This window comes from Priestia sp. TGN 0903 (genome assembly GCF_050846855.1).
GTDB lineage: Bacteria > Bacillota > Bacilli > Bacillales > Bacillaceae_H > Priestia > Priestia zanthoxyli.
Genome location: NZ_JBOZGL010000006.1, coordinates 51,658 through 70,136, shown reverse-complemented (window position 1 = coordinate 70,136; position 18,479 = coordinate 51,658). Strand labels below are relative to the sequence as shown.

General features: G+C 38.4%; 23 protein-coding genes and 1 riboswitch. Of the genes, 21 read left to right on the top strand and 2 right to left on the bottom strand.

The features are described from left to right. Window positions 1-62: 62 nt before the first annotated feature. The 19 genes from ACRPLY_RS19815 to ACRPLY_RS19725 all read left to right on the top strand — a co-directional run bounded on the left by ACRPLY_RS19815 (window position 63) and on the right by ACRPLY_RS19725 (window position 15,093). Window positions 63-419 (top strand): arsenate reductase family protein, encoded by a 357-nt coding sequence (locus ACRPLY_RS19815; RefSeq protein ID WP_028412087.1) that lies wholly within the window; start codon window positions 63-65, stop codon window positions 417-419. A gap of 135 nt (window positions 420-554) precedes the next feature. Continuing rightward, a complete protein-coding gene (gene gcvH, locus ACRPLY_RS19810; protein WP_014457880.1) occupies window positions 555-938 on the top strand; it encodes a glycine cleavage system protein GcvH in 384 nt (127 codons plus the stop codon). A gap of 79 nt (window positions 939-1,017) precedes the next feature. Further along, window positions 1,018-1,263, top strand: a complete 246-nt coding sequence (locus tag ACRPLY_RS19805; protein WP_014457881.1) for a YusG family protein — start codon at window positions 1,018-1,020, stop codon at window positions 1,261-1,263. Between the two features lie 181 nt (window positions 1,264-1,444). After that, window positions 1,445-1,795, top strand: coding sequence for a toprim domain-containing protein (locus tag ACRPLY_RS19800; protein ID WP_025752660.1), 351 nt, complete (start codon window positions 1,445-1,447; stop codon window positions 1,793-1,795). A 14-nt stretch (window positions 1,796-1,809) separates the two neighbouring features. After that, window positions 1,810-2,109 (top strand): thioredoxin family protein, encoded by a 300-nt coding sequence (locus ACRPLY_RS19795; RefSeq protein WP_033580445.1) that lies wholly within the window; start codon window positions 1,810-1,812, stop codon window positions 2,107-2,109. 180 nt (window positions 2,110-2,289) lie between these two features. Further along, a riboswitch (SAM riboswitch) is annotated at window positions 2,290-2,397 on the top strand. A gap of 131 nt (window positions 2,398-2,528) precedes the next feature. Then, complete coding sequence (locus ACRPLY_RS19790; RefSeq protein WP_034264210.1) at window positions 2,529-3,554, top strand: methionine ABC transporter ATP-binding protein; 1,026 nt, start codon at window positions 2,529-2,531, stop codon at window positions 3,552-3,554. Beyond that, a complete protein-coding gene (locus ACRPLY_RS19785; RefSeq protein ID WP_016765829.1) occupies window positions 3,547-4,215 on the top strand; it encodes a methionine ABC transporter permease in 669 nt (222 codons plus the stop codon). The genes ACRPLY_RS19790 and ACRPLY_RS19785 overlap by 8 nt, the downstream gene beginning before the upstream one ends. Window positions 4,216-4,232: 17 nt before the next feature. Beyond that, window positions 4,233-5,069: a MetQ/NlpA family ABC transporter substrate-binding protein gene (locus ACRPLY_RS19780; protein WP_014457885.1), complete on the top strand. Its 837-nt coding sequence runs from the start codon at window positions 4,233-4,235 to the stop codon at window positions 5,067-5,069. A gap of 121 nt (window positions 5,070-5,190) precedes the next feature. Then, window positions 5,191-5,556 (top strand): carboxymuconolactone decarboxylase family protein, encoded by a 366-nt coding sequence (locus tag ACRPLY_RS19775; RefSeq protein ID WP_016765828.1) that lies wholly within the window; start codon window positions 5,191-5,193, stop codon window positions 5,554-5,556. A gap of 238 nt (window positions 5,557-5,794) precedes the next feature. Continuing rightward, on the top strand, window positions 5,795-6,580 hold the full coding sequence (gene sufC, locus ACRPLY_RS19770) for a Fe-S cluster assembly ATPase SufC (RefSeq protein ID WP_013059647.1): 786 nt from the start codon (window positions 5,795-5,797) through the stop codon (window positions 6,578-6,580). Window positions 6,581-6,597: 17 nt separating this feature from the next. Beyond that, window positions 6,598-7,905, top strand: a complete 1,308-nt coding sequence (gene sufD, locus ACRPLY_RS19765) for a Fe-S cluster assembly protein SufD (RefSeq protein WP_014457887.1) — start codon at window positions 6,598-6,600, stop codon at window positions 7,903-7,905. After that, on the top strand, window positions 7,905-9,125 hold the full coding sequence (locus ACRPLY_RS19760) for a cysteine desulfurase (protein ID WP_013059645.1): 1,221 nt from the start codon (window positions 7,905-7,907) through the stop codon (window positions 9,123-9,125). Before sufD ends, ACRPLY_RS19760 begins: the two co-directional genes overlap by 1 nt. Next, entirely contained in the window at window positions 9,115-9,549 is a 435-nt protein-coding gene (gene sufU / locus ACRPLY_RS19755; protein WP_013085338.1) for a Fe-S cluster assembly sulfur transfer protein SufU, read from the top strand. Before ACRPLY_RS19760 ends, sufU begins: the two co-directional genes overlap by 11 nt. Window positions 9,550-9,594: 45 nt before the next feature. Next, a complete protein-coding gene (gene sufB, locus ACRPLY_RS19750) occupies window positions 9,595-10,992 on the top strand; it encodes a Fe-S cluster assembly protein SufB (protein WP_013059643.1) in 1,398 nt (465 codons plus the stop codon). Window positions 10,993-11,093: 101 nt separating this feature from the next. Then, complete coding sequence (locus ACRPLY_RS19745) at window positions 11,094-11,948, top strand: DUF72 domain-containing protein (RefSeq protein WP_048021828.1); 855 nt, start codon at window positions 11,094-11,096, stop codon at window positions 11,946-11,948. Between the two features lie 120 nt (window positions 11,949-12,068). Next, window positions 12,069-12,371 carry a YunC family protein gene (locus ACRPLY_RS19740; protein ID WP_013059641.1) on the top strand — a complete coding sequence of 101 codons (303 nt, stop codon included), beginning with the start codon at window positions 12,069-12,071 and terminating at the stop codon, window positions 12,369-12,371. Window positions 12,372-12,460: 89 nt separating this feature from the next. Next, window positions 12,461-13,213 (top strand): sporulation protein YunB, encoded by a 753-nt coding sequence (gene yunB / locus ACRPLY_RS19735; RefSeq protein WP_034264201.1) that lies wholly within the window; start codon window positions 12,461-12,463, stop codon window positions 13,211-13,213. 249 nt (window positions 13,214-13,462) lie between these two features. Then, a complete protein-coding gene (locus tag ACRPLY_RS19730; protein WP_165635036.1) occupies window positions 13,463-14,977 on the top strand; it encodes a sodium-dependent transporter in 1,515 nt (504 codons plus the stop codon). Then, complete coding sequence (locus ACRPLY_RS19725; RefSeq protein ID WP_141483520.1) at window positions 14,977-15,093, top strand: methionine/alanine import family NSS transporter small subunit; 117 nt, start codon at window positions 14,977-14,979, stop codon at window positions 15,091-15,093. Before ACRPLY_RS19730 ends, ACRPLY_RS19725 begins: the two co-directional genes overlap by 1 nt. A 30-nt stretch (window positions 15,094-15,123) precedes the next feature. Here ACRPLY_RS19725 and ACRPLY_RS19720 read toward each other — a convergent pair whose 3' ends face one another. Next, the gene (locus ACRPLY_RS19720; protein ID WP_028412626.1) at window positions 15,124-16,125 is read right to left on the bottom strand and encodes a M23 family metallopeptidase; all 1,002 of its coding nucleotides are present in this window, start codon (window positions 16,123-16,125) and stop codon (window positions 15,124-15,126) included. A 316-nt stretch (window positions 16,126-16,441) separates the two neighbouring features. Between ACRPLY_RS19720 and lipA the strand changes: the two genes are divergently transcribed. Together lipA and ACRPLY_RS19710 are read left to right on the top strand one after the other, a co-directional pair. Beyond that, window positions 16,442-17,341 carry a lipoyl synthase gene (gene lipA / locus ACRPLY_RS19715; RefSeq protein WP_013059637.1) on the top strand — a complete coding sequence of 300 codons (900 nt, stop codon included), beginning with the start codon at window positions 16,442-16,444 and terminating at the stop codon, window positions 17,339-17,341. 131 nt (window positions 17,342-17,472) lie between these two features. Next, the gene (locus ACRPLY_RS19710; RefSeq protein ID WP_432232094.1) at window positions 17,473-17,796 is read left to right on the top strand and encodes a hypothetical protein; all 324 of its coding nucleotides are present in this window, start codon (window positions 17,473-17,475) and stop codon (window positions 17,794-17,796) included. Here the strand turns inward: ACRPLY_RS19710 and ACRPLY_RS19705 are convergent. Then, on the bottom strand, window positions 17,718-18,320 hold the full coding sequence (locus ACRPLY_RS19705; protein WP_247807391.1) for a YhcN/YlaJ family sporulation lipoprotein: 603 nt from the start codon (window positions 18,318-18,320) through the stop codon (window positions 17,718-17,720). The two genes, ACRPLY_RS19710 and ACRPLY_RS19705, sit on opposite strands and share 79 nt — an antisense overlap. Between the last annotated feature and the right edge of the window lie 159 nt (window positions 18,321-18,479).

The window sequence follows — 18,479 nt, the reverse complement described above, 5'->3', positions numbered from 1 at the left end:
GGTAAATGATAAAGGATGTGTTAAAATACGAAAAAAGCTTAAAATAAAGGGTGGTTGACGAAATGTCATTATTTTTTTATTCATATCCAAAGTGCGGTACGTGCCGAAAAGCAAAGAAGTGGCTCGATGATAACGGAGTAGCATATGAAGAAATTCATATTGTAGAAAATCCGCCAACAAAAGAGCAGCTGCAAGCTTACTATCAGAACAGCGGCCTAGAATTAAAAAAATTCTTTAATACAAGCGGTAAAAAATATCGCGAGTTAGGTCTTAAAGATAAAGTAAGCAGTGCGAGTGAAGACGAACTTCTGTCTATTCTTGCGTCAGATGGCATGTTAATTAAGCGTCCGCTGCTAACAGATGGACAAAAAGTAACGCTTGGTTTCAAAGAAGAGCAGTTTGAGGACGTGTGGAAGTAAGTTTTCAAATAGAAAATTTTTACCTTTTACGTTACACTGTTAATAGGAAGTTATTTTAGGTTGTAGAAAGTGTTCTCCACGTTGAAGGCGCTTTTTATATAAACAAATTACGATACATATTTTGGAGGGATTAAGATGAGTACACCAAAAGATTTGCGTTATTCTGAAGAGCATGAATGGGTAAAAACAGAAGGAGACGTTGTCCGCGTAGGTATTACACATTTCGCTCAAGCTGAGCTTGGAGACATCGTATTCGTTGAACTGCCAGAAGTAGGAGCAACAGTAGAAGCTGACGAGCCGTTTGGTAGCGTTGAATCAGTAAAAACAGTTTCTGAGCTTTACGCACCAATTAGCGGTGAAGTTGTAGCAGTAAACGACAACTTAGGCGATAGTCCTGAACTTGTTAATGAATCTCCATACGAAGAAGCATGGATGATTACAATCAAACCATCTGATGCTTCTCAAGTAGACAAGCTGATGACAGCAGAGCAATACGAAGAAATGACAAACGAAGGATAATATTCCTCCATAAATTGTCTTTATGAAAAGTTTTTGACTGGACACTCTATTAGTAAACAAGCTAAAGGAGTGTCTTTTTATGTTTGAAAAACAAAAAATGGACGTTACAGATCGCGTTACAGCTAAATTTCATGACGGCGGTATGAAATTATACGTTGATAAGCAGCCAATTGGTGAAGTTAGCTACGGAACAAGCGGCAATGAATACCGCTTTGAAGAAGGATATTCGCAAGAAAATAATAAGTTCTATCAATACGCGGACGTACAAAAACAAGGTGAAACGCAAAAATATACAGACTGCGATGAAGAAGCAGGATGGTGCTAAACAGTGGCAACTGCCGCTGTTTTTCTTGTTTTATAGAGATAATATGGCCTAAACTGCCTTTTAAAAGAGTTCTTTCTTGCAAATTTCTTTTAAAAAACAGGTGAACTGTGATACATTAACGAATATTGTATAGCATAAAGAAATGATGTTACTATACAACTGACGATTATGGGTGATGAAAATGGGGCTAATTGAAATTGAAAAAGTAATTATTGTCGAAGGAAAGTCAGATAAAAAGCGTATTCAAGATATCATTCGAGAACCAATTGAAATTATTTGTACAAACGGTACGATTAGTTTATCAAAGCTGGATGAAATTATTGACTGTACGTTTAACAAAGAGGTATACATACTCGTTGACTCTGATGATTCAGGGAATAAGCTGAGAAAACAATTTAAACGAGAGCTTCCGGAAGCAGAGCATCTATATATTGATAAAATGTACCGAGAAGTTGCTGCCGCCCCTAGACATCACATAGCAACAGTATTGCTGAGTGCCAATATCGATGTTAATGCAGAATTTTTAACATAAAAGGAATGAGCAACATGCAAGAATGGAGCGAAAAACAGCTGGATGATCAGTTAAAAGAAGGAGAAAGAGCCTTTATCTTTTTCCATACGCCTTTTTGCGGGACATGTCAGCTGGCAAAAAAAATGTTAACCGTGGCAGAAGCGATGCTGCCGGATGTAACCATCGGAATGAGCAATTTAAATTATATGCCTTCAAAAGCAGAATTATTTTCTATTGAAAGCGTACCTTGTTTGATTGAAGTGGAAAATGGTGAAATGGTAAAAAAACTCTACGCGTTTCATTCCATCGAGCACGTACTCGAGGAGCTTCGATAATCAAACGTTTGTTTAAAATGAAGAAGTTGAAAGAGAGCGAACCGTTGGGGCTGTTGAAATCTTGGGATATTATCCCAAGAACAAAATCTGTTGACAGCCTATCTGACACATGCTAAAATCACACTCATGAATGTTCATAAATGAATGAATATTTCCTAAAAACAAAATAATTGTTGCGAACTCTTATCAAGAGAGGTGGAGGGACTGAGCCCTGTGAAACCCGGCAACCGTCAGACTAACTGAAATGGTGCCAATTCCTGCAAAGCTATGCGCTTTGAAAGATGAGAGAAAGGATTAAATATCGAGCCTTTCTGTCATGCGCAGAGAGGCTTTTTTAATGGGGAAAATTGTTTTACGGCTTTTTCATCCTATAGGGCAACCTAACATAATTAAGTTTTTATTAAAGAAGGTGAAGAAATATGATTACATTAACAGACGTTACAAAAATTTATCAGGCCAAAAGCGGTCAAGTAACAGCTGTTGATAATGTGAATCTAACCGTTAACCAAGGAGAAATTTACGGAATTATTGGTTATAGCGGAGCGGGGAAAAGTTCTTTGATTCGCTTGCTAAACGGATTAGAAACACCAACGACAGGAACGGTCGAAGTAGCAGGTAATGATATTGGAAAAATTAAAGGCGGAAAACTCAGAAAAGCTAGACAAGAAATTAGTATGGTATTTCAGCACTTTAATATCTTGTGGTCGCGTACGGTACGAGAAAATATTGCCTTTCCGTTAGAAATAGCAGGGATTTCAAAAGAAAAAAGAATGAAACGAGTAGACGAACTTATTAAGCTAGTCGGGCTTGAAGGGCGTGAAGATGCTTATCCATCACAGCTTAGCGGCGGACAAAAGCAGCGTGTTGGGATTGCTCGAGCGCTAGCGAACAATCCAAAAGTATTGCTTTGTGATGAAGCAACATCAGCGCTTGATCCTCAAACGACAGATTCTATTTTAGATCTGTTAGTAGATATTAATGAGAAGCTAGGGTTAACCATTGTATTGATTACTCATGAAATGCACGTCATTCGTAAAATTTGTCATCGAGTAGCCGTTATGGAAAATGGGGCAGTAGTAGAAGAAGGACAAGTGCTAGAAGTATTCAGAAAACCTAAGCAGCCGATTACAAAACGATTCGTTCAACAGATTTCTGAACCAGAGGAAACGTTTGAAACGATTGAACAAGTAAAAGAGCTGTATCCAAGCGGGCAAATTATTCAGCTGACGTTTGTTGGCGGAAAAGCAGAGCAACCGCTCATTACAACGATTTTAAAACAGTTTGATGTAACGATTAATATTTTGCAAGGAAAGATTTCTCATACACAAACAGGTTCATACGGGACGTTGTTCGTTCATTTAGACGGAGAATTAACAGAAGTTGAAAAAGTCATTGCATACATTCATGAGCAGCAGGTAGAAGTGGAGGTAATGACAAATGCTTGAGAAACTATTTCCAAACGTTATTTTAGATGATTTTATTCAAGCGACAAATGAAACACTATATATGACGGCTATTTCAGTTGTAGCCACATTTGTTCTAGGTATTTTATTGGGCTTGCTTTTATTTTTAACGTCCAAAGGACAGCTTTGGCAAAACAAACCTTTATATGCCATTGTGTCGGCGGTTGTAAATATCTTTCGTTCCATTCCATTCATTATTTTAATTGTTTTACTGATTCCATTTACCAAAGCATTGGTAGGAAGTATTTTAGGCGCTAATGCAGCGTTACCGGCTTTAATTGTTGGAGCAGCACCATTTTATGCGCGTCTTGTAGAAATTGGTCTGCGTGAAATTGATAAAGGTGTTATTGAAGCTGCTAAATCAATGGGAGCCACAACAAGCACTATTATCTTTAAAGTGCTGTTACCTGAATCGCTGCCAGCTTTGATTTCCGGTTTGACAGTAACAACCATTGCGTTAGTCGGCTATACGGCAATGGCGGGTGTGATTGGAGCTGGAGGTCTTGGAAACCTTGCATATTTAGAAGGATTCCAGCGCAGTCATAATGACGTAACGCTAGCTGCTACGATCTTAATTTTGATTATTGTATTTATTATCCAACTTATTGGAGATGCGATTACTGCAAAAATTGATAAAAGATAAAGGGAGGATTATTTATTATGAAAAAATGGCTTTCAGCTTTAGCATTAACATCTGCGCTAGTAGTAGGATTAGCGGCGTGTGGATCTAACAATGGATCAAAAGATGAAAAGAAAATTGTCGTGGGTGCATCTAATACGCCTCATGCTGAAATTTTAGAACAAGCAAAACCTATTTTGGAAAAACAAGGAATTGATTTAGAGATTAAAAAATTCCAAGATTACATCTTACCGAACACAGCTCTTGCAAACAATGAAATTGATGCAAACTACTTCCAGCACGTTCCTTATATGAATTCAGTGCTAAAAGATCATAAAGGTGAAAAAGGGTATGATTTCGTAAGTGCCGGTGCCATTCACATTGAACCAATTGGTATCTACTCTAAAAAATACAAAAGCTTAAAAGATCTTCCGAAAAACGGCACAGTTATTATGCGTGATGCAGTAGCAGAGCAAGGACGTATTTTATCGATTTTTGAAAAAGCTGGCGTGATCAAATTAAAACCAGGCGTAAAGAAAACAGACGCACAAATTAAAGATATTGTAGAAAACCCTAAGAATTTAAAATTTAAAGCCGATGTTGAAGGCGGATTGTTACCTCAAATGTACAAAAACAATGAAGGTGACGCTGTTGTTATCAATGCTAACTATGCTATCGATGCTGGTTTAGATCCAGTAAAAGATCCAATCGCAGTGGAAAGCAAAGAAAATAACCCATATGCAAACATCATTACGGTTCACAAAGGTGACGAAAATAAAGATACAGTGAAAGCTTTAGTAAAAGTTCTTCACTCTAAAGAAATTCAAGACTACATTAAAGAAAAATACAAAGGCGGAGTATTGCCGGTAAATAAATAATAGAAGAAAAGCGCTTGCCAACTCTGGGCAAGTGCTTTTTTGTATGCATCAAAACGAATAACTCTTATTTTTCTCACGCATACTAACCGTGAAAACTTTACTGATGATGGGAGCTGACGTTATGCAGCAAGAAGCACGTCATTCAACTGAGCAAGCACTTCATGATTATAAAATGGGTGTTGGGAAATTTAGCGAAAAATTGCCGGAAGTAACAAAAACGTTTAATGCGTTTACTGAAGCATGTTTTGGAGAAGGTTCTCTTTCTAAAAAAGAAAAGCAGTTAATCGCGCTAGGAATCAGCGTAGTAGCTCAAGACGAGTACTGTATGATTTATCATACAAAAGGCTGCATTGATCAAGGTGCAACTGAGCAAGAAATTTTAGAAGCATGCGGAGTATCAGCGGCATTTGGCGGAGGCGCAGCGATGAGTCAGTCCGTTACGCTTGTCCAAGAGTGTGTTTCAGAACTGACTAGCCACACGCACTAAGTAAATAAAGCGGGTAAAAAGCTTGTCTTAGAAGGCTCTATCGAGTCTTTTAAGGCAACTTTTTTATGAGTGGATTTAGTCTTAAAAAACGTACATAATGGTTTAAAACCTTTTGGGTCAAAAGGTTGCTATAAGTTTTCATTTGTTATAAGATTGTAATGAGAATAAAATGAGAATAATTAAAAAGATATAGGTATATCGTTTTTTACTATATACGTCTATAACTGGAGGTTTTAATATGGCAGGGTCAACTTTAACAATTAAAGATCTTCATGTTGCAATTGAAGGTAAAGAAATTTTAAAAGGTGTTAATTTAGAAGTTAAGGGCGGCGAAATCCATGCAATCATGGGACCAAACGGTACTGGTAAATCAACATTATCTTCAGCAATCATGGGACATCCTAAATACGAGGTTACACAAGGAAGCATCACGCTAGACGGCGAAGATGTACTTGAGATGGAAGTAGATGAGCGCGCTCGTGCAGGTCTATTCCTAGCGATGCAATATCCAAGTGAAATCAGCGGGGTAACAAACGCAGACTTCCTACGTTCAGCAATTAATGCTCGTCGTGAAGAAGGCGAAGAAATTTCACTAATGAAATTCATCCGTCAATTAGACAAAAACATGGATTTCTTAGAAATGGATCAAGACATGGCTCAGCGTTACCTAAACGAAGGTTTCTCTGGCGGTGAGAAGAAGCGTAACGAAATTCTTCAATTAATGATGCTTCAACCAGGAATTGCAATTTTAGATGAAATCGACTCTGGTTTAGATATCGATGCGTTAAAAGTTGTATCAAAAGGTATTAATGAACTGCGCGGCAGCGAGTTTGGTTGCTTAATGATCACTCACTACCAACGTTTATTAAACTACATTACACCAGATAAAGTTCACGTTATGATGCAAGGTCGCGTTGTAAAATCAGGTGGACCAGAATTAGCGCAGCGTCTAGAAGCAGAAGGTTATGACTGGATCAAACAAGAATTAGGTATTGAAGACGAAACTGTAGAGCAAGAAGCTTAAGAGTTAGGAGGATCTCTATGACTATTGATACGAAATTACCATTTGATCAAGAGTACATCAGCAGCTTTTCAAAAGAAGCTAATGAACCAAGTTGGCTGCTAGATCTTCGCTTACAAGCTCTTGCGAAAGCAGAAGATCTTGCACTTCCAAAGCCAGATAAAACAAACATTTCGAAATGGAACTTTACTGCTTTTGACAAGCACACTTCACAGGCAAGCACAATCTCATCCGTAGACGAGCTTCCAGAAGTGGTTAAAGCACTGATTGATACAGAAGCGGTTAAGAATCTATATGTTCAGCGTGACCAAACAGCTGCATACTCAACATTAACAGAAGAGCTAAAATCTCAAGGCGTTATCTTCACAGATATTCAAACAGCTGCTAAAGAGCATAGCGACCTTGTTGAGAAGTACTTCATGAAAGACGGAGTTAAAGTAGATGAGCACCGTTTAACTGCATTAAACGCAGCGTTATTAAACGGCGGTGTATTTGTATACGTTCCTAAAAATGTAGAAGTACAAGAGCCTCTTCAAGCTGTATTTGTCCGTGAAGATGAAGAAGCAGCTTTATTCAACCATGTTATTGTTGTAGCTGAAGACAACAGCTCAGTAACATATGTAGAAAACTACATTGCTACTGCTGAAGAGTCAAACGGTGTTGTCAATATCGTGACGGAAGTATTCGCTAACAGCAATGCAAAAGTAACGTTTGGAGCTGTTGACTACTTAGCTAAAGGTACAACTACTTATGTGAACCGCCGCGGCGTAGCGGGCAAAGATGGTCGCATTGAGTGGGCTTTAGGCTTAATGAGTGAAGGAAATACAGTTTCAGAAAATACAACGTATCTAATGGGCGACGGTTCATATGGAGATACAAAAACGGTAACAGTTGGACGTGGAGAGCAGTCTCAAAACTTAACAACAAGTATCGTACACTTCGGAAAACATTCTGAAGGCTACATTTTAAAACACGGCGTTATGAAAGAAAGCGCGTCTTCAATCTTTAACGGTATCGGTAAAATTGAACACGGTGCTTCTAAATCAAACGCTGAGCAAGAATCCCGTGTGTTAATGTTAAGTGAAAAAGCACGTGGAGATGCAAACCCAATTCTTCTAATTGATGAAGATGATGTAACAGCAGGACACGCTGCATCTGTTGGACGCGTAGATCCAATTCAGCTTTACTACTTAATGAGCCGCGGTATTCCGCAAACAGAAGCAGAACGTCTAGTTATTCACGGGTTCTTAGCACCAGTGGTAAACGAGTTGCCAATCGAAACGGTTAAAAAACAATTAACGGATTTAATTGAGAGGAAAGTTCGATAATGAATATCTCTGATATTCGTAAACAATTTCCTATTTTAGACCAAGAGGTAAATGGCAGCCCACTCGTTTATTTAGACAGTGCAGCAACTTCACAAAAGCCGCTTGCTGTAATTGAAGCAATTGAGAAGTATTACAAAGAATATAACTCAAACGTACACCGAGGTGTTCACACGCTTGGTACAAGAGCAACAGACGGATACGAAGGCGCTCGTGAAAAGGTTCGTAAGTTTATTAATGCAAAATCAACGGAAGAGATTATCTTTACGCGCGGTACAACGACAGCTCTTAATACAGTAGCTGCAAGCTATGGCCGTGCGAATCTTAAACCTGGTGATGAAATTGTGATTACTTATATGGAACATCACAGTAACATCATTCCTTGGCAGCAAGTTGCCAAGGAAACAGGTGCAACGTTAAAATATATTTCACTAACAGAAGATCATGCACTTTCACTAGAAGAGGTAAAAAGCACGATTACATCTAACACAAAAATTGTATCGATTATGCAAGTATCTAACGTATTGGGTACAATTAACCCAGTAAAAGAAATTGCAGAAATTGCACACGCTAACGGTGCAGTAATGGTTGTGGATGGTGCGCAAAGTACGCCTCACATGAAGGTGGATGTACAAGATTTAGACTGTGATTTCTTTGCTTTCTCTGGACATAAAATGGGCGGACCGACTGGAATCGGCGCTCTTTATGGAAAGAAAGAGCTTCTTGAAAAAATGGAACCAATCGAGTTTGGCGGCGAAATGATTGACTTCGTAAACTTATACGAATCAACGTGGAAAGAGCTTCCTTGGAAATTTGAAGGAGGTACGCCAATCATTGCAGGTGCAATTGGTTTAGGTGCAGCGATTGATTTCTTAGAAGAAGTTGGTTTAGATAACATTCAAGCACATGAGCACAAGCTAGCGCAATATGCACTGGATCGCTTATCGCAAGTAGATGGAATTACGATTTACGGACCGAAAGAGCGAGCGGGTGTTGTGACGTTTAATATTGAAGATGTGCATCCGCACGACGTTGCAACAGTAGTAGACGCTGATGGAATTGCGATTCGTGCAGGTCATCACTGTGCGCAGCCGCTGATGAAATATTTAAACGTATCGTCTACTGCACGTGCAAGCTTCTATCTGTATAACACGGAAGAAGAAGTAGATAAATTGGTGTCATCATTAATAAAAACGAAGGAGTATTTTACAAATGGCTTTTAATAATTTAGATACTCTCTATCGTCAAGTAATTATGGACCATTATAAAAACCCGCGTAATCGTGGAACATTGAATGAAGATACTGTGAACATTCATATGAATAACCCGACGTGCGGAGACCGCATTGAACTTTCTTTAAAAGTAGAGGACGGCAAAGTGGTGGATGCAAAGTTCGAAGGTGAAGGATGTTCAATTTCAATGTCATCAGCTTCAATGATGACACAAGCAATTAAAGGTCAAGAAGTAGACAAAGCGTTTAAAATGGCCCATATCTTCTCTGACATGATGCAAGGTAAAGAGTATGATGATAGTATAGATTTAGGAGATATTGAAGCACTTCAAGGTGTAGCAAAATTTCCTGCGCGTATTAAATGTGCAACACTAGCGTGGAAAGCGATGGAAAAAGGTCTTAACGAACAAAAATAAGACCTTCATTCATTCCCAATCCTATCAAGTAGGGGGTAATAAAAGATGGCTAAAAAAATGCCAGAAATCGGCGATTATAAATATGGATTTTCCGATAAAGACGTATCAATTTTCCGCTCTAAACGCGGTTTAACAAAAGAAATCGTAGAAGAAATTTCTCGTATGAAAGAGGAACCACAATGGATGCTTGACTTCCGTTTGAAATCTCTAGAGCACTTCTACAACATGCCAATGCCACAGTGGGGCGGAGACATGGCAAGCTTAGACTTTGATGAAATTACGTACTACGTAAAACCATCTGAGAAGTCTGAACGCTCTTGGGATGAAGTTCCTGAAGAAATTAAACAAACGTTTGATAAACTTGGTATTCCTGAAGCAGAGCAAAAATATCTTGCGGGTGTATCAGCTCAGTACGAATCTGAAGTTGTTTATCACAATATGAAAGAAGATCTTGAAGCGCAAGGTATCGTATTTAAAGATACAGATACGGCGCTAAAAGAAAACGAAGATATTTTCCGCGAGCATTTTGGAAAAGTTATCCCGCCAACGGATAACAAATTCTCTGCTCTTAACTCAGCGGTTTGGTCTGGTGGATCATTCATTTACGTACCAAAAGGCGTAAAAGTAGATACACCATTACAAGCTTATTTCCGTATTAACTCTGAAAATATGGGACAGTTTGAGCGTACGTTAATTATTGCTGATGAAGGCTCACACGTCCACTATGTAGAGGGCTGTACAGCACCTGTTTATACAACAAACTCTCTTCACAGTGCCGTTGTAGAAATCATCATCAAAAAAGACGCGTATTGCCGCTATACAACAATTCAAAACTGGGCAAACAACGTATACAACCTTGTAACAAAACGTGCAGTTTGTGAAGCAAACGCAACAATGGAATGGATTGATGGAAACATCGGTTCTAAGTTAACAATGAAATATCCAGCTGTTATCTTAAAAGGCGAAGGCGCACGCGGTATGACATTATCCATTGCCCTTGCTGGTAAAGGACAGCACCAAGATGCTGGTGCAAAAATGATTCACTTAGCACCAAACACATCTTCAACGATCGTATCAAAATCAATTTCAAAACAAGGCGGTAAAGTAACATACCGCGGTATCGTACACTTTGGCCGTAAAGCAGAAGGTGCACGTGCGAACATTGAGTGTGATACGCTAATTATGGATAACCAATCAACTTCTGATACAATTCCGTACAATGAGATTTTAAATGACAACATCTCACTTGAACACGAAGCGAAAGTATCAAAAGTATCTGAAGAACAATTATTCTATCTAATGAGCCGCGGTATTTCTGAAGAAGAAGCGACAGAAATGATTGTAATGGGCTTTATTGAACCATTTACAAAAGAGCTTCCAATGGAATATGCAGTAGAGATGAACCGTCTAATCAAATTTGAAATGGAAGGTTCAATCGGTTAATAATAGATAAAAACTCGTTTGCTGTTTAAGCAAACGAGTTTTTTTGTATCGTTTGTATTAAAATAAAGAAAAGCAATCTAAGAAAATAGAGGAGGAATGGCATGATTTATATTGGAGTTACAGGCTGGGGAGATCATGATTCATTATATGAAGCGGGTGTTTCATCAAGAGACAAGCTTGCCGTATACGCAGGCCATTTTCCAATTGTTGAAGTCGATTCATCTTTTTACGCCATTCAACCTAAGTCAAATGTAGAAAAGTGGGTGAATGATACGCCGGAATCTTTTCGTTTTGTGGTAAAAGCCTATCAAGGCATGACGGGGCATATGAGAGAAGGAAATCCGTTTGATAGCAAAGAAGAAATGTTTCATGCATTTTTAGAATCAGTGAAGCCGTACGTAAGTTCAAATAAGCTTGGTATGATTTTATTTCAAATGCCGCCTTGGTTTGACTGTACAAAAGAAAACGTAGCCTATTTGAGGTATAGCCGTGAGAAGTTTGGAGATTTGCCAGTAGCACTGGAGTTTCGAAATCAATCTTGGTTTAAACCATTTTTCTATGATAAAACGTTAACGTTTATGGAACAAGAGAAGTGGATTCATGGTATTTGTGATGAACCGCAGGCAGGAGAAGGATCTATTCCCACTGTGATTCATGCTACAGATAAACAGAAAACACTTATACGTTTTCATGGACGAAACGTACACGGCTGGAATAAGCCCGCAGAAGGCAATTGGCGAGCGGTAAGGTTTTTGTATCGCTACAATGAAAAAGAGCTCCTAGAGTGGAAAGAACGTCTTGAAAAGCTGCAAAAACAAACGAAGGACATTTATTTGTTATTTAATAATAACTCTGGCGGAGATGCTGTACATAATGCCAAACAGCTCATGAGCTTATTAAATATTGAATATGAGAATTTAGCTCCTAAGCAACTAGATTTTTTTAACGAATTTTAGCACCGAGGTCTATAAAATGTACAAGGATTACTCTAAACGTTAAATAGGTAGAAAAGTATATGTAAAACCTCACTTTTTTCTTTCAAAATCATAAATTGATTAAGAAAGGAGTGAGCTACTATGATTACCTTAGCGCCTATCGTAATTGAAGGTCATACGTTTAATGCAGTTACCGTATTGCTGCCAAAAACAACTTTGTTAACCATTTCATCAGATAAAGGCTACATTATGTGCGGAGCACTAGACGTAGGTCTATTAAATGATAAATTAGCTGATCGTCAAATAATAGCTGGAAGAGCTGTAGGTGTACGTACAATTGAGCAGCTTCTTGAAGCGCCGCTTGAATCTGTAACGCTTGAAGCTGAAAAAAGAGGGATTTTTAAAGGCACAATTGGCAAAGATGCTTTATTGAAAATGCTTTAATATAGTCGAGAATTTAAGATAAAACTTTTTAAAAGAAGCGTGAACCTCCTTATACATGCATACATATAGCTTGTAAGGAGGGATTTTTTTTGGTTAAACTTCGTCGGAAATTAACAAGAAAAGGCCCGCTTCCTTTTCGTTACGTTCTGTTGCTCACCTTTCTTTTTTTTATGCTTTCCACAGGGGTAGGATTATGGCTAATTAATAGAGGGATTGAACCAACGTTGATGAAATATGCTGAAGCACAAACAAAAGAGATTGCAACTTTAGTTATTAATAAAGCGGTGAATAAACAGGTACTCGATCAGCTCGACGTAGATGTCATTAAAGTGGAATCTACACCTAACGGTCAAGTAGCCAAAATTGACACAGCGCTTGTGAACCGAGTTAGAGCTCAAACTACGTCATTTGTCCAGGCTAACTTAAAAGAAGCAGAGAAAGGGAATTTAGATGCACTTGAACTTCCAACAGATATTCGTATTGAAAAAAATGAAAAGTTGCGGAATCAAGGAATTGTCTACCAAGTTCCGCTTGGGCAAGCGACTAATAATGCGCTGCTTGGAAATCTGGGTCCGCTGATTCCGGTTAAATTTCATGCTATTGGTGACGTTCAAACAGACGTAGTGCGAAAAATCGAGGAGTATGGAATAAATAATGCGTTTCTTGAAGTATCTATCAAAGTGAAAGTAAACATGCAAATCATTATCCCATTTGCAACTAAAAAAACAACCGTTACGGCTACAATCCCAGTCGGAGGCACCGTTATTCCTGGAAATGTTCCTGACTATTTTAACGGTGGAAACTCGTCTTCTCCAGCGATTGAACTTCCGAAGAAAAATTAACAATATTATATTAACGTGATAAAGTGTTATTGAAAAAGCAGGTACGGAAGTTCAAAAAGACTTTCATACCTGCTTTTATTCATCGGTTAATTTGTCTGAATTTTCTATAAAAAATATTTTGACATACTATCTTCTCCCTTCTATAATTTGAAATAGGAAGTTATAGAAAGAATAATCAAAAAATTATAAAAAATTCTCGTTGATCTGCGATAAAAAGAGAGTAGGGAGAGAACAAGAGGGGGAATTACGGTGGAAAATAGGCCGCAGTGGGGATCAAGAGCAGGGTTTATTTTAGCAGCAGCAGGTTCAGCAATTGGACTAGGGAATATATGGAGGTTTCCAGCTACTGCATATGAAAACGGAGGAGGAGCATTTTTTCTTCCCTATTTATTTGCTTTGTTGACGGCAGGGATTCCTATTTTAATCATGGAGTTTGCTATAGGTCATAAATATAAAGGTTCTTCTCCTTTATCATTAGCGAGACTAAGTCCAAAGGCTGAGTGGCTAGGCTGGTGGCAAGTAGCTATTTCCTTTTTTATTTCAGTTTACTATTCCGTTATTATCGCATGGGCGATGTCGTATTTTATCTTTTCATTTAAGTTAAGCTGGGGAAAGGATACGGAAGCGTTTTTATATGGAGATTACTTAAAGTTAGCCGAAGCACCAGGACAAACAGGAAGCATCGTATTACATGTTTTAATTCCGCTTGTACTTGTATGGATTGTGACGTTAGGTGTGTTATTAAAAGGAATCAAAAAAGGAATTGAAGCGGCAAATAAAATCTTTTTACCAACACTAATTGTTCTCTTTTTAATCATTGTCATTCGAGCAGTAACATTGGACGGAGCAATGGAAGGTCTGCACGCTTTTTTTAAACCAAACTGGAGCGCAATTGGAGATGGAAAGGTTTGGATTGCAGCATATGGTCAAATTTTCTTTAGTTTATCTGTTGGTTTTGCTATTATGATCACTTATTCCAGTTACCTTCCAAAAAAATCTGATTTAACTAATAATGCGTTTATTACTGGATTCGGTAATTCCGCTTTTGAATTACTAGCAGGAATCGGTGTGTTTAGCGCACTTGGTTTTATGGCTACTCAGCAAGGTATCCCAATCGATAAGGTGGTTCAGGGAGGCGTAGGACTAGCCTTTGTTGTTTTCCCGCAAATTATTAATGAATTTCCAGCCTTTAAACAGCTGTTTGGCATGTTATTCTTTGCTTCCTTAACATTAGCAGGGTTAACGTCGCTTATTTCAATTATTGAAACATTTGTAGCAGGCATTCAAGATAAATTTACTATCTCACGTACAAAATCCGTATTAATAGGCGGAGGAATCGCTTCAATTTGCTCCCTATTATTTGCAACACAGGGCGGACTTTATTTCTTAGATGTGGTCGATTATTTCATTAATAACTTCGGAGTTGCTTTAGCAGGCTTAGTAGAAGTTGTATTAGTTGCTTGGGTATTTAAAAAGCTGAGCAGCCTTCAGCAGCATGCAAACGAAGTTTCTGATATTCGAATCGGTTCATGGTGGAAGATATGTTTAGGAGTAATTACACCGCTTGTACTTGGGTATATGATGTTTGATAACTTCCGAAAAAATATTTCGGAAAATTACGAGCAGTATGCAACGACTTTTGTAGGTCCTTTTGGTTGGGGCGTGGCAGCTCTGGCTGTTATTTTAGGAATTGCTTTTTCTTTTGCACGATGGAAAGATGGGGCGACTCGTTTGTCAGTTAAAGAGAAGGGGGTTTCTAAATAATGGATGGAAGTTCAATTACAATGATGGTTGTAGGGATGGTCATCATATGGGGCGGCTTGGCCGCGAGTATTGCTCATGCTGTGAAAAAAGCAAAAGAAAGTAAACCATCAGGATAAAAAAACAGGAAGCATTAGCTTCCTGTTTTTTTATTTTTTCTTTAGTTCTAAACGATCATTTCTTTCCCACGTTCTTAACTGAGGATATGGGTCAAACGACCACTCATTTTTGCCGTTATCTTTATACATTCCGTAATGCAAGTGAGGAGGGAATTTCCCAGAAGTTCCAGGAGGTCCATAACCTGAACTTCCTACTCCGCCAATAAGTGTTCCTGGTTCTACAATTTGTCCTACTTTTAAATTTTTTGCAAATCCGCTTAAATGAGCTAAATAGTGATAGTTATTATGAAGGTCACGAATACCGATTCGCCAGCCTCCATATTTATTCCATCCTTTAAGCTCAATAATGCCATAGCAAGGGGATTTTACTGGAACTCCATAATCTGCAAAAATGTCTGTTCCTTCATGGATTCGTTTTCCACCCCAGCCGCGCGCATCTCCCCATGTACTGCGATAACTGTAGTTCGCACGGAGAGGGACAGGAAATGAAGAACCTTTTAAATCAATGCGACCGTAATGGCGAAAAATTTTAGCATTCCCTAAAATAATATCAACCGCTTTAGCCCGGTGATAATAGTTCCAAAGCGCAATTTTAATATAGTCTTCGGACACCCCGAACGTCCGAATATAATCTGCCATGGTAAAAAGCATATCTTCATCATTAAATTGGTCTGCTTTTTTGTCTCCGTTCCCATCTTTACCCATTCCCCCGAGAAGAGAAATAGTAAGTGGGTTTGTATCTTCCAAATTTGGATTTAAAGAACCTGACCATTTTTCTGGAGGATAATAAATGGCGATCGCACCTTTTTCTCTTGGAATATCTTTATGAGAGCGTCGAATATTTCGTTCATACTGGTCAATCCCAGCAAAGTAATACCAAGGAATTGTAGTAGCGGCTTCCATTTGGTTATACAGCTCTAATCTCTTTTGAATAAGCATTTTTTCTTGATCTGCTGAAGATTCAGCTGTTACGTGGTGCCATCCTGTGAATATAGACATGAACATAAAAAGTAAGATAATCGTTTTGCGCATCGTGTTTCCCCCTTTCTAAAAATAGTGTGTAACACTAGTTTGCAGCGAGAAAAAAGATTTCATAAATATTAATTAATGGAAATCGCTTCAAAACTTTTTAAAAGAATTTTATTCAGAAGATAAATGGAAATTATATGGAGGATGAAAACGCACACATTTGGATGGAAAATAGAAGAAAACTGAGGAAAATAAAGAGCAGACAACTTGTCGAATCTCACTTTTTTATGATAAAGTGACATATAGTTATGTTTTTAATATGTAGTTAAAATTAAGCATATAGGTTATAGACATTTTCTAGATTGGTGGAGTTGATAATATGGCAACAAAAGAAGAGCATGTCCGCAAACCCGAGTGGCTGAAGATTAAGCTAAACACAAACGAAAATTACACAGGCTTAAAGAAAATGATGCGTGAGAAAAACCTTCATACAGTTTGTGAAGAAGCAAGATGTCCGAATATTCATGAGTGTTGGGCTGTTCGTCGTACGGCAACTTTTATGATTTTAGGAGAAGTATGTACACGTGCCTGTCGTTTTTGCGCGGTTAAGACAGGTTTACCAACAGAATTAGATTTAGAAGAGCCAGAACGCGTAGCAGATTCTGTTCAGCTAATGAACTTAAAACATGCGGTTATCACAGTAGTAGCTCGCGATGATTTAAAAGACGGAGGAGCAAGCGTATTAGCTGAAACAATTCGTGCGATTCGTCGAAAAAATCCATTCACAACAATTGAAGTATTGCCTTCTGATATGGGCGGTGTGGAAGAGAACTTACGTATTGTAATGGACGCACGTCCTGATATTTTAAACCATAATATTGAAACAGTACGCAGCCTTACGCCTCGTGTTCGTGCTCGTGCTAAATATGAGCGTTCTCTTGAGTTCCTTCGCCGTGCAAAAGAAATGCAGCCGGATATCCCTACAAAATCAAGTATCATGCTTGGTCTAGGAGAAACAAAAGAAGAAATTATTGAAACGATGGATGATTTGCGTGCGAACAATGTAGATATTATGACGCTAGGCCAATATCTACAGCCAACTAAAAAGCACATAAAAGTTCAGAAATATTACCATCCAAATGAGTTTGAAGAGCTAAAAGAAATTGCATTATCAAAAGGATTCAGCCATGTCGAAGCAGGTCCTCTTGTACGTTCTTCTTACCATGCAGATGAGCAAGTTAACGCTGCTGCCAAAAATAAAGCACAAGAAAGCAAATAAGGTAAAAAGAGGCTGGGACGAAAGTCGTTTAGCCGAAGTGAAAAACGAACCATTAATCAAATTGTTTGATTAGTGGTTCGTTTTTTTGTTACGGTTAACGTAAAATTTATCAGTTTTGTTCCTTCTAGCAGTTGATTGGAGGGCAAGGCGAAGACTCCTGCGGGAACAGCGGAATAGGTGAGACCCCACAGGAGCGCAAGCGACGAGGAGGCTCAGCGGCCTCCCGCGGAAAGCGAAGCCTTGCACGGAAATCAACTGCGGTGTCACAAGCGGTTCAGCTCATGTGTCTCATTTCTTCGTCTTTCGATTACATTCTTTTAGTTACGTCTCAACTTTTTTGTCTATTCCACCATATCTTTGTCCGTCATCGGTTCATTCAATTCGTTTTCTCTCTTCCATTTGCATCTTCTCCGCCGTTCATTTTACGCCCTTGGGGAGATTTTAGCATTTGTTGAATAACAGCATCGATTCGTTTTCTAGCATCATTTGTTTGTGTATTCATTTCACTGATATTTTCGATTTGGTCCATCTGTTTCGGATTATCTGAGACGTATACATGATAATAACGAGGGACTACAGACATAGCTGTACGTTTTACCTGATCGGCTGCGTTATTCCTGTTTTTAGCATCTGTTTTATAAGCAACAAGCACATCTTTATCCGTTACTAGCGTAGCGGCTTGTTTAATATTTGGGATAGCGGTGCTCAGTTTACTAATATTGTCGGCTGCTTCCTCTCGGTTAAATGTTCCTACTTGGTTCATATTGGAACTTTGTTCATTTGTGTTTTTAGTGTATCGGACATATCCATAATTTGTGCCGCTATTATTATTTGGATTATAATAATGATTAGGCTCGTTTACATTAATGGCATCTGGGTTGTTTGGTGATAAATTTTCATTTTCAGCTGTGTTTTTATTTTGACAGCCAATGGTTAAAATACTTGTTATTAAAGCGATTCCAAGAATAGATTTCTTCACCATTTCCACCTCCTGTAGTTAAATATCGTACGCCAGGTAAACCGGCGAACCTTCATGTGGAGCATAAAAGATCAGTAGGTATACCGATAAAACTCCTACAGGATTAGAGTGCTGCTTATACGTGAAAAATTTCATGTTAATTGATGGTTTCATCATCAT

Excerpts from the sequence above, each read along its gene's own strand:
- ACRPLY_RS19815 (WP_028412087.1), top strand. The coding sequence starts at position 63 with ATGTCATTATTTTTTTATTCATATCCAAAGTGCGGTACGTGCCGAAAA.
- lipA (WP_013059637.1), top strand. The coding sequence starts at position 16,442 with ATGGCAACAAAAGAAGAGCATGTCCGCAAACCCGAGTGGCTGAAGATT.
- ACRPLY_RS19775 (WP_016765828.1), top strand. The coding sequence starts at position 5,191 with ATGCAGCAAGAAGCACGTCATTCAACTGAGCAAGCACTTCATGATTAT.
- ACRPLY_RS19740 (WP_013059641.1), top strand. The coding sequence starts at position 12,069 with ATGATTACCTTAGCGCCTATCGTAATTGAAGGTCATACGTTTAATGCA.
- sufD (WP_014457887.1), top strand. The coding sequence starts at position 6,598 with ATGACTATTGATACGAAATTACCATTTGATCAAGAGTACATCAGCAGC.
- ACRPLY_RS19785 (WP_016765829.1), top strand. The coding sequence starts at position 3,547 with ATGCTTGAGAAACTATTTCCAAACGTTATTTTAGATGATTTTATTCAA.
- ACRPLY_RS19745 (WP_048021828.1), top strand. The coding sequence starts at position 11,094 with ATGATTTATATTGGAGTTACAGGCTGGGGAGATCATGATTCATTATAT.
- ACRPLY_RS19795 (WP_033580445.1), top strand. The coding sequence starts at position 1,810 with ATGCAAGAATGGAGCGAAAAACAGCTGGATGATCAGTTAAAAGAAGGA.
- ACRPLY_RS19720 (WP_028412626.1), bottom strand. The coding sequence starts at position 16,125 with ATGCGCAAAACGATTATCTTACTTTTTATGTTCATGTCTATATTCACA.
- ACRPLY_RS19800 (WP_025752660.1), top strand. The coding sequence starts at position 1,445 with ATGGGGCTAATTGAAATTGAAAAAGTAATTATTGTCGAAGGAAAGTCA.
- sufB (WP_013059643.1), top strand. The coding sequence starts at position 9,595 with ATGGCTAAAAAAATGCCAGAAATCGGCGATTATAAATATGGATTTTCC.
- ACRPLY_RS19760 (WP_013059645.1), top strand. The coding sequence starts at position 7,905 with ATGAATATCTCTGATATTCGTAAACAATTTCCTATTTTAGACCAAGAG.
- ACRPLY_RS19805 (WP_014457881.1), top strand. The coding sequence starts at position 1,018 with ATGTTTGAAAAACAAAAAATGGACGTTACAGATCGCGTTACAGCTAAA.
- sufU (WP_013085338.1), top strand. The coding sequence starts at position 9,115 with ATGGCTTTTAATAATTTAGATACTCTCTATCGTCAAGTAATTATGGAC.
- ACRPLY_RS19780 (WP_014457885.1), top strand. The coding sequence starts at position 4,233 with ATGAAAAAATGGCTTTCAGCTTTAGCATTAACATCTGCGCTAGTAGTA.
- ACRPLY_RS19725 (WP_141483520.1), top strand. The coding sequence starts at position 14,977 with ATGGATGGAAGTTCAATTACAATGATGGTTGTAGGGATGGTCATCATA.
- ACRPLY_RS19790 (WP_034264210.1), top strand. The coding sequence starts at position 2,529 with ATGATTACATTAACAGACGTTACAAAAATTTATCAGGCCAAAAGCGGT.
- sufC (WP_013059647.1), top strand. The coding sequence starts at position 5,795 with ATGGCAGGGTCAACTTTAACAATTAAAGATCTTCATGTTGCAATTGAA.
- gcvH (WP_014457880.1), top strand. The coding sequence starts at position 555 with ATGAGTACACCAAAAGATTTGCGTTATTCTGAAGAGCATGAATGGGTA.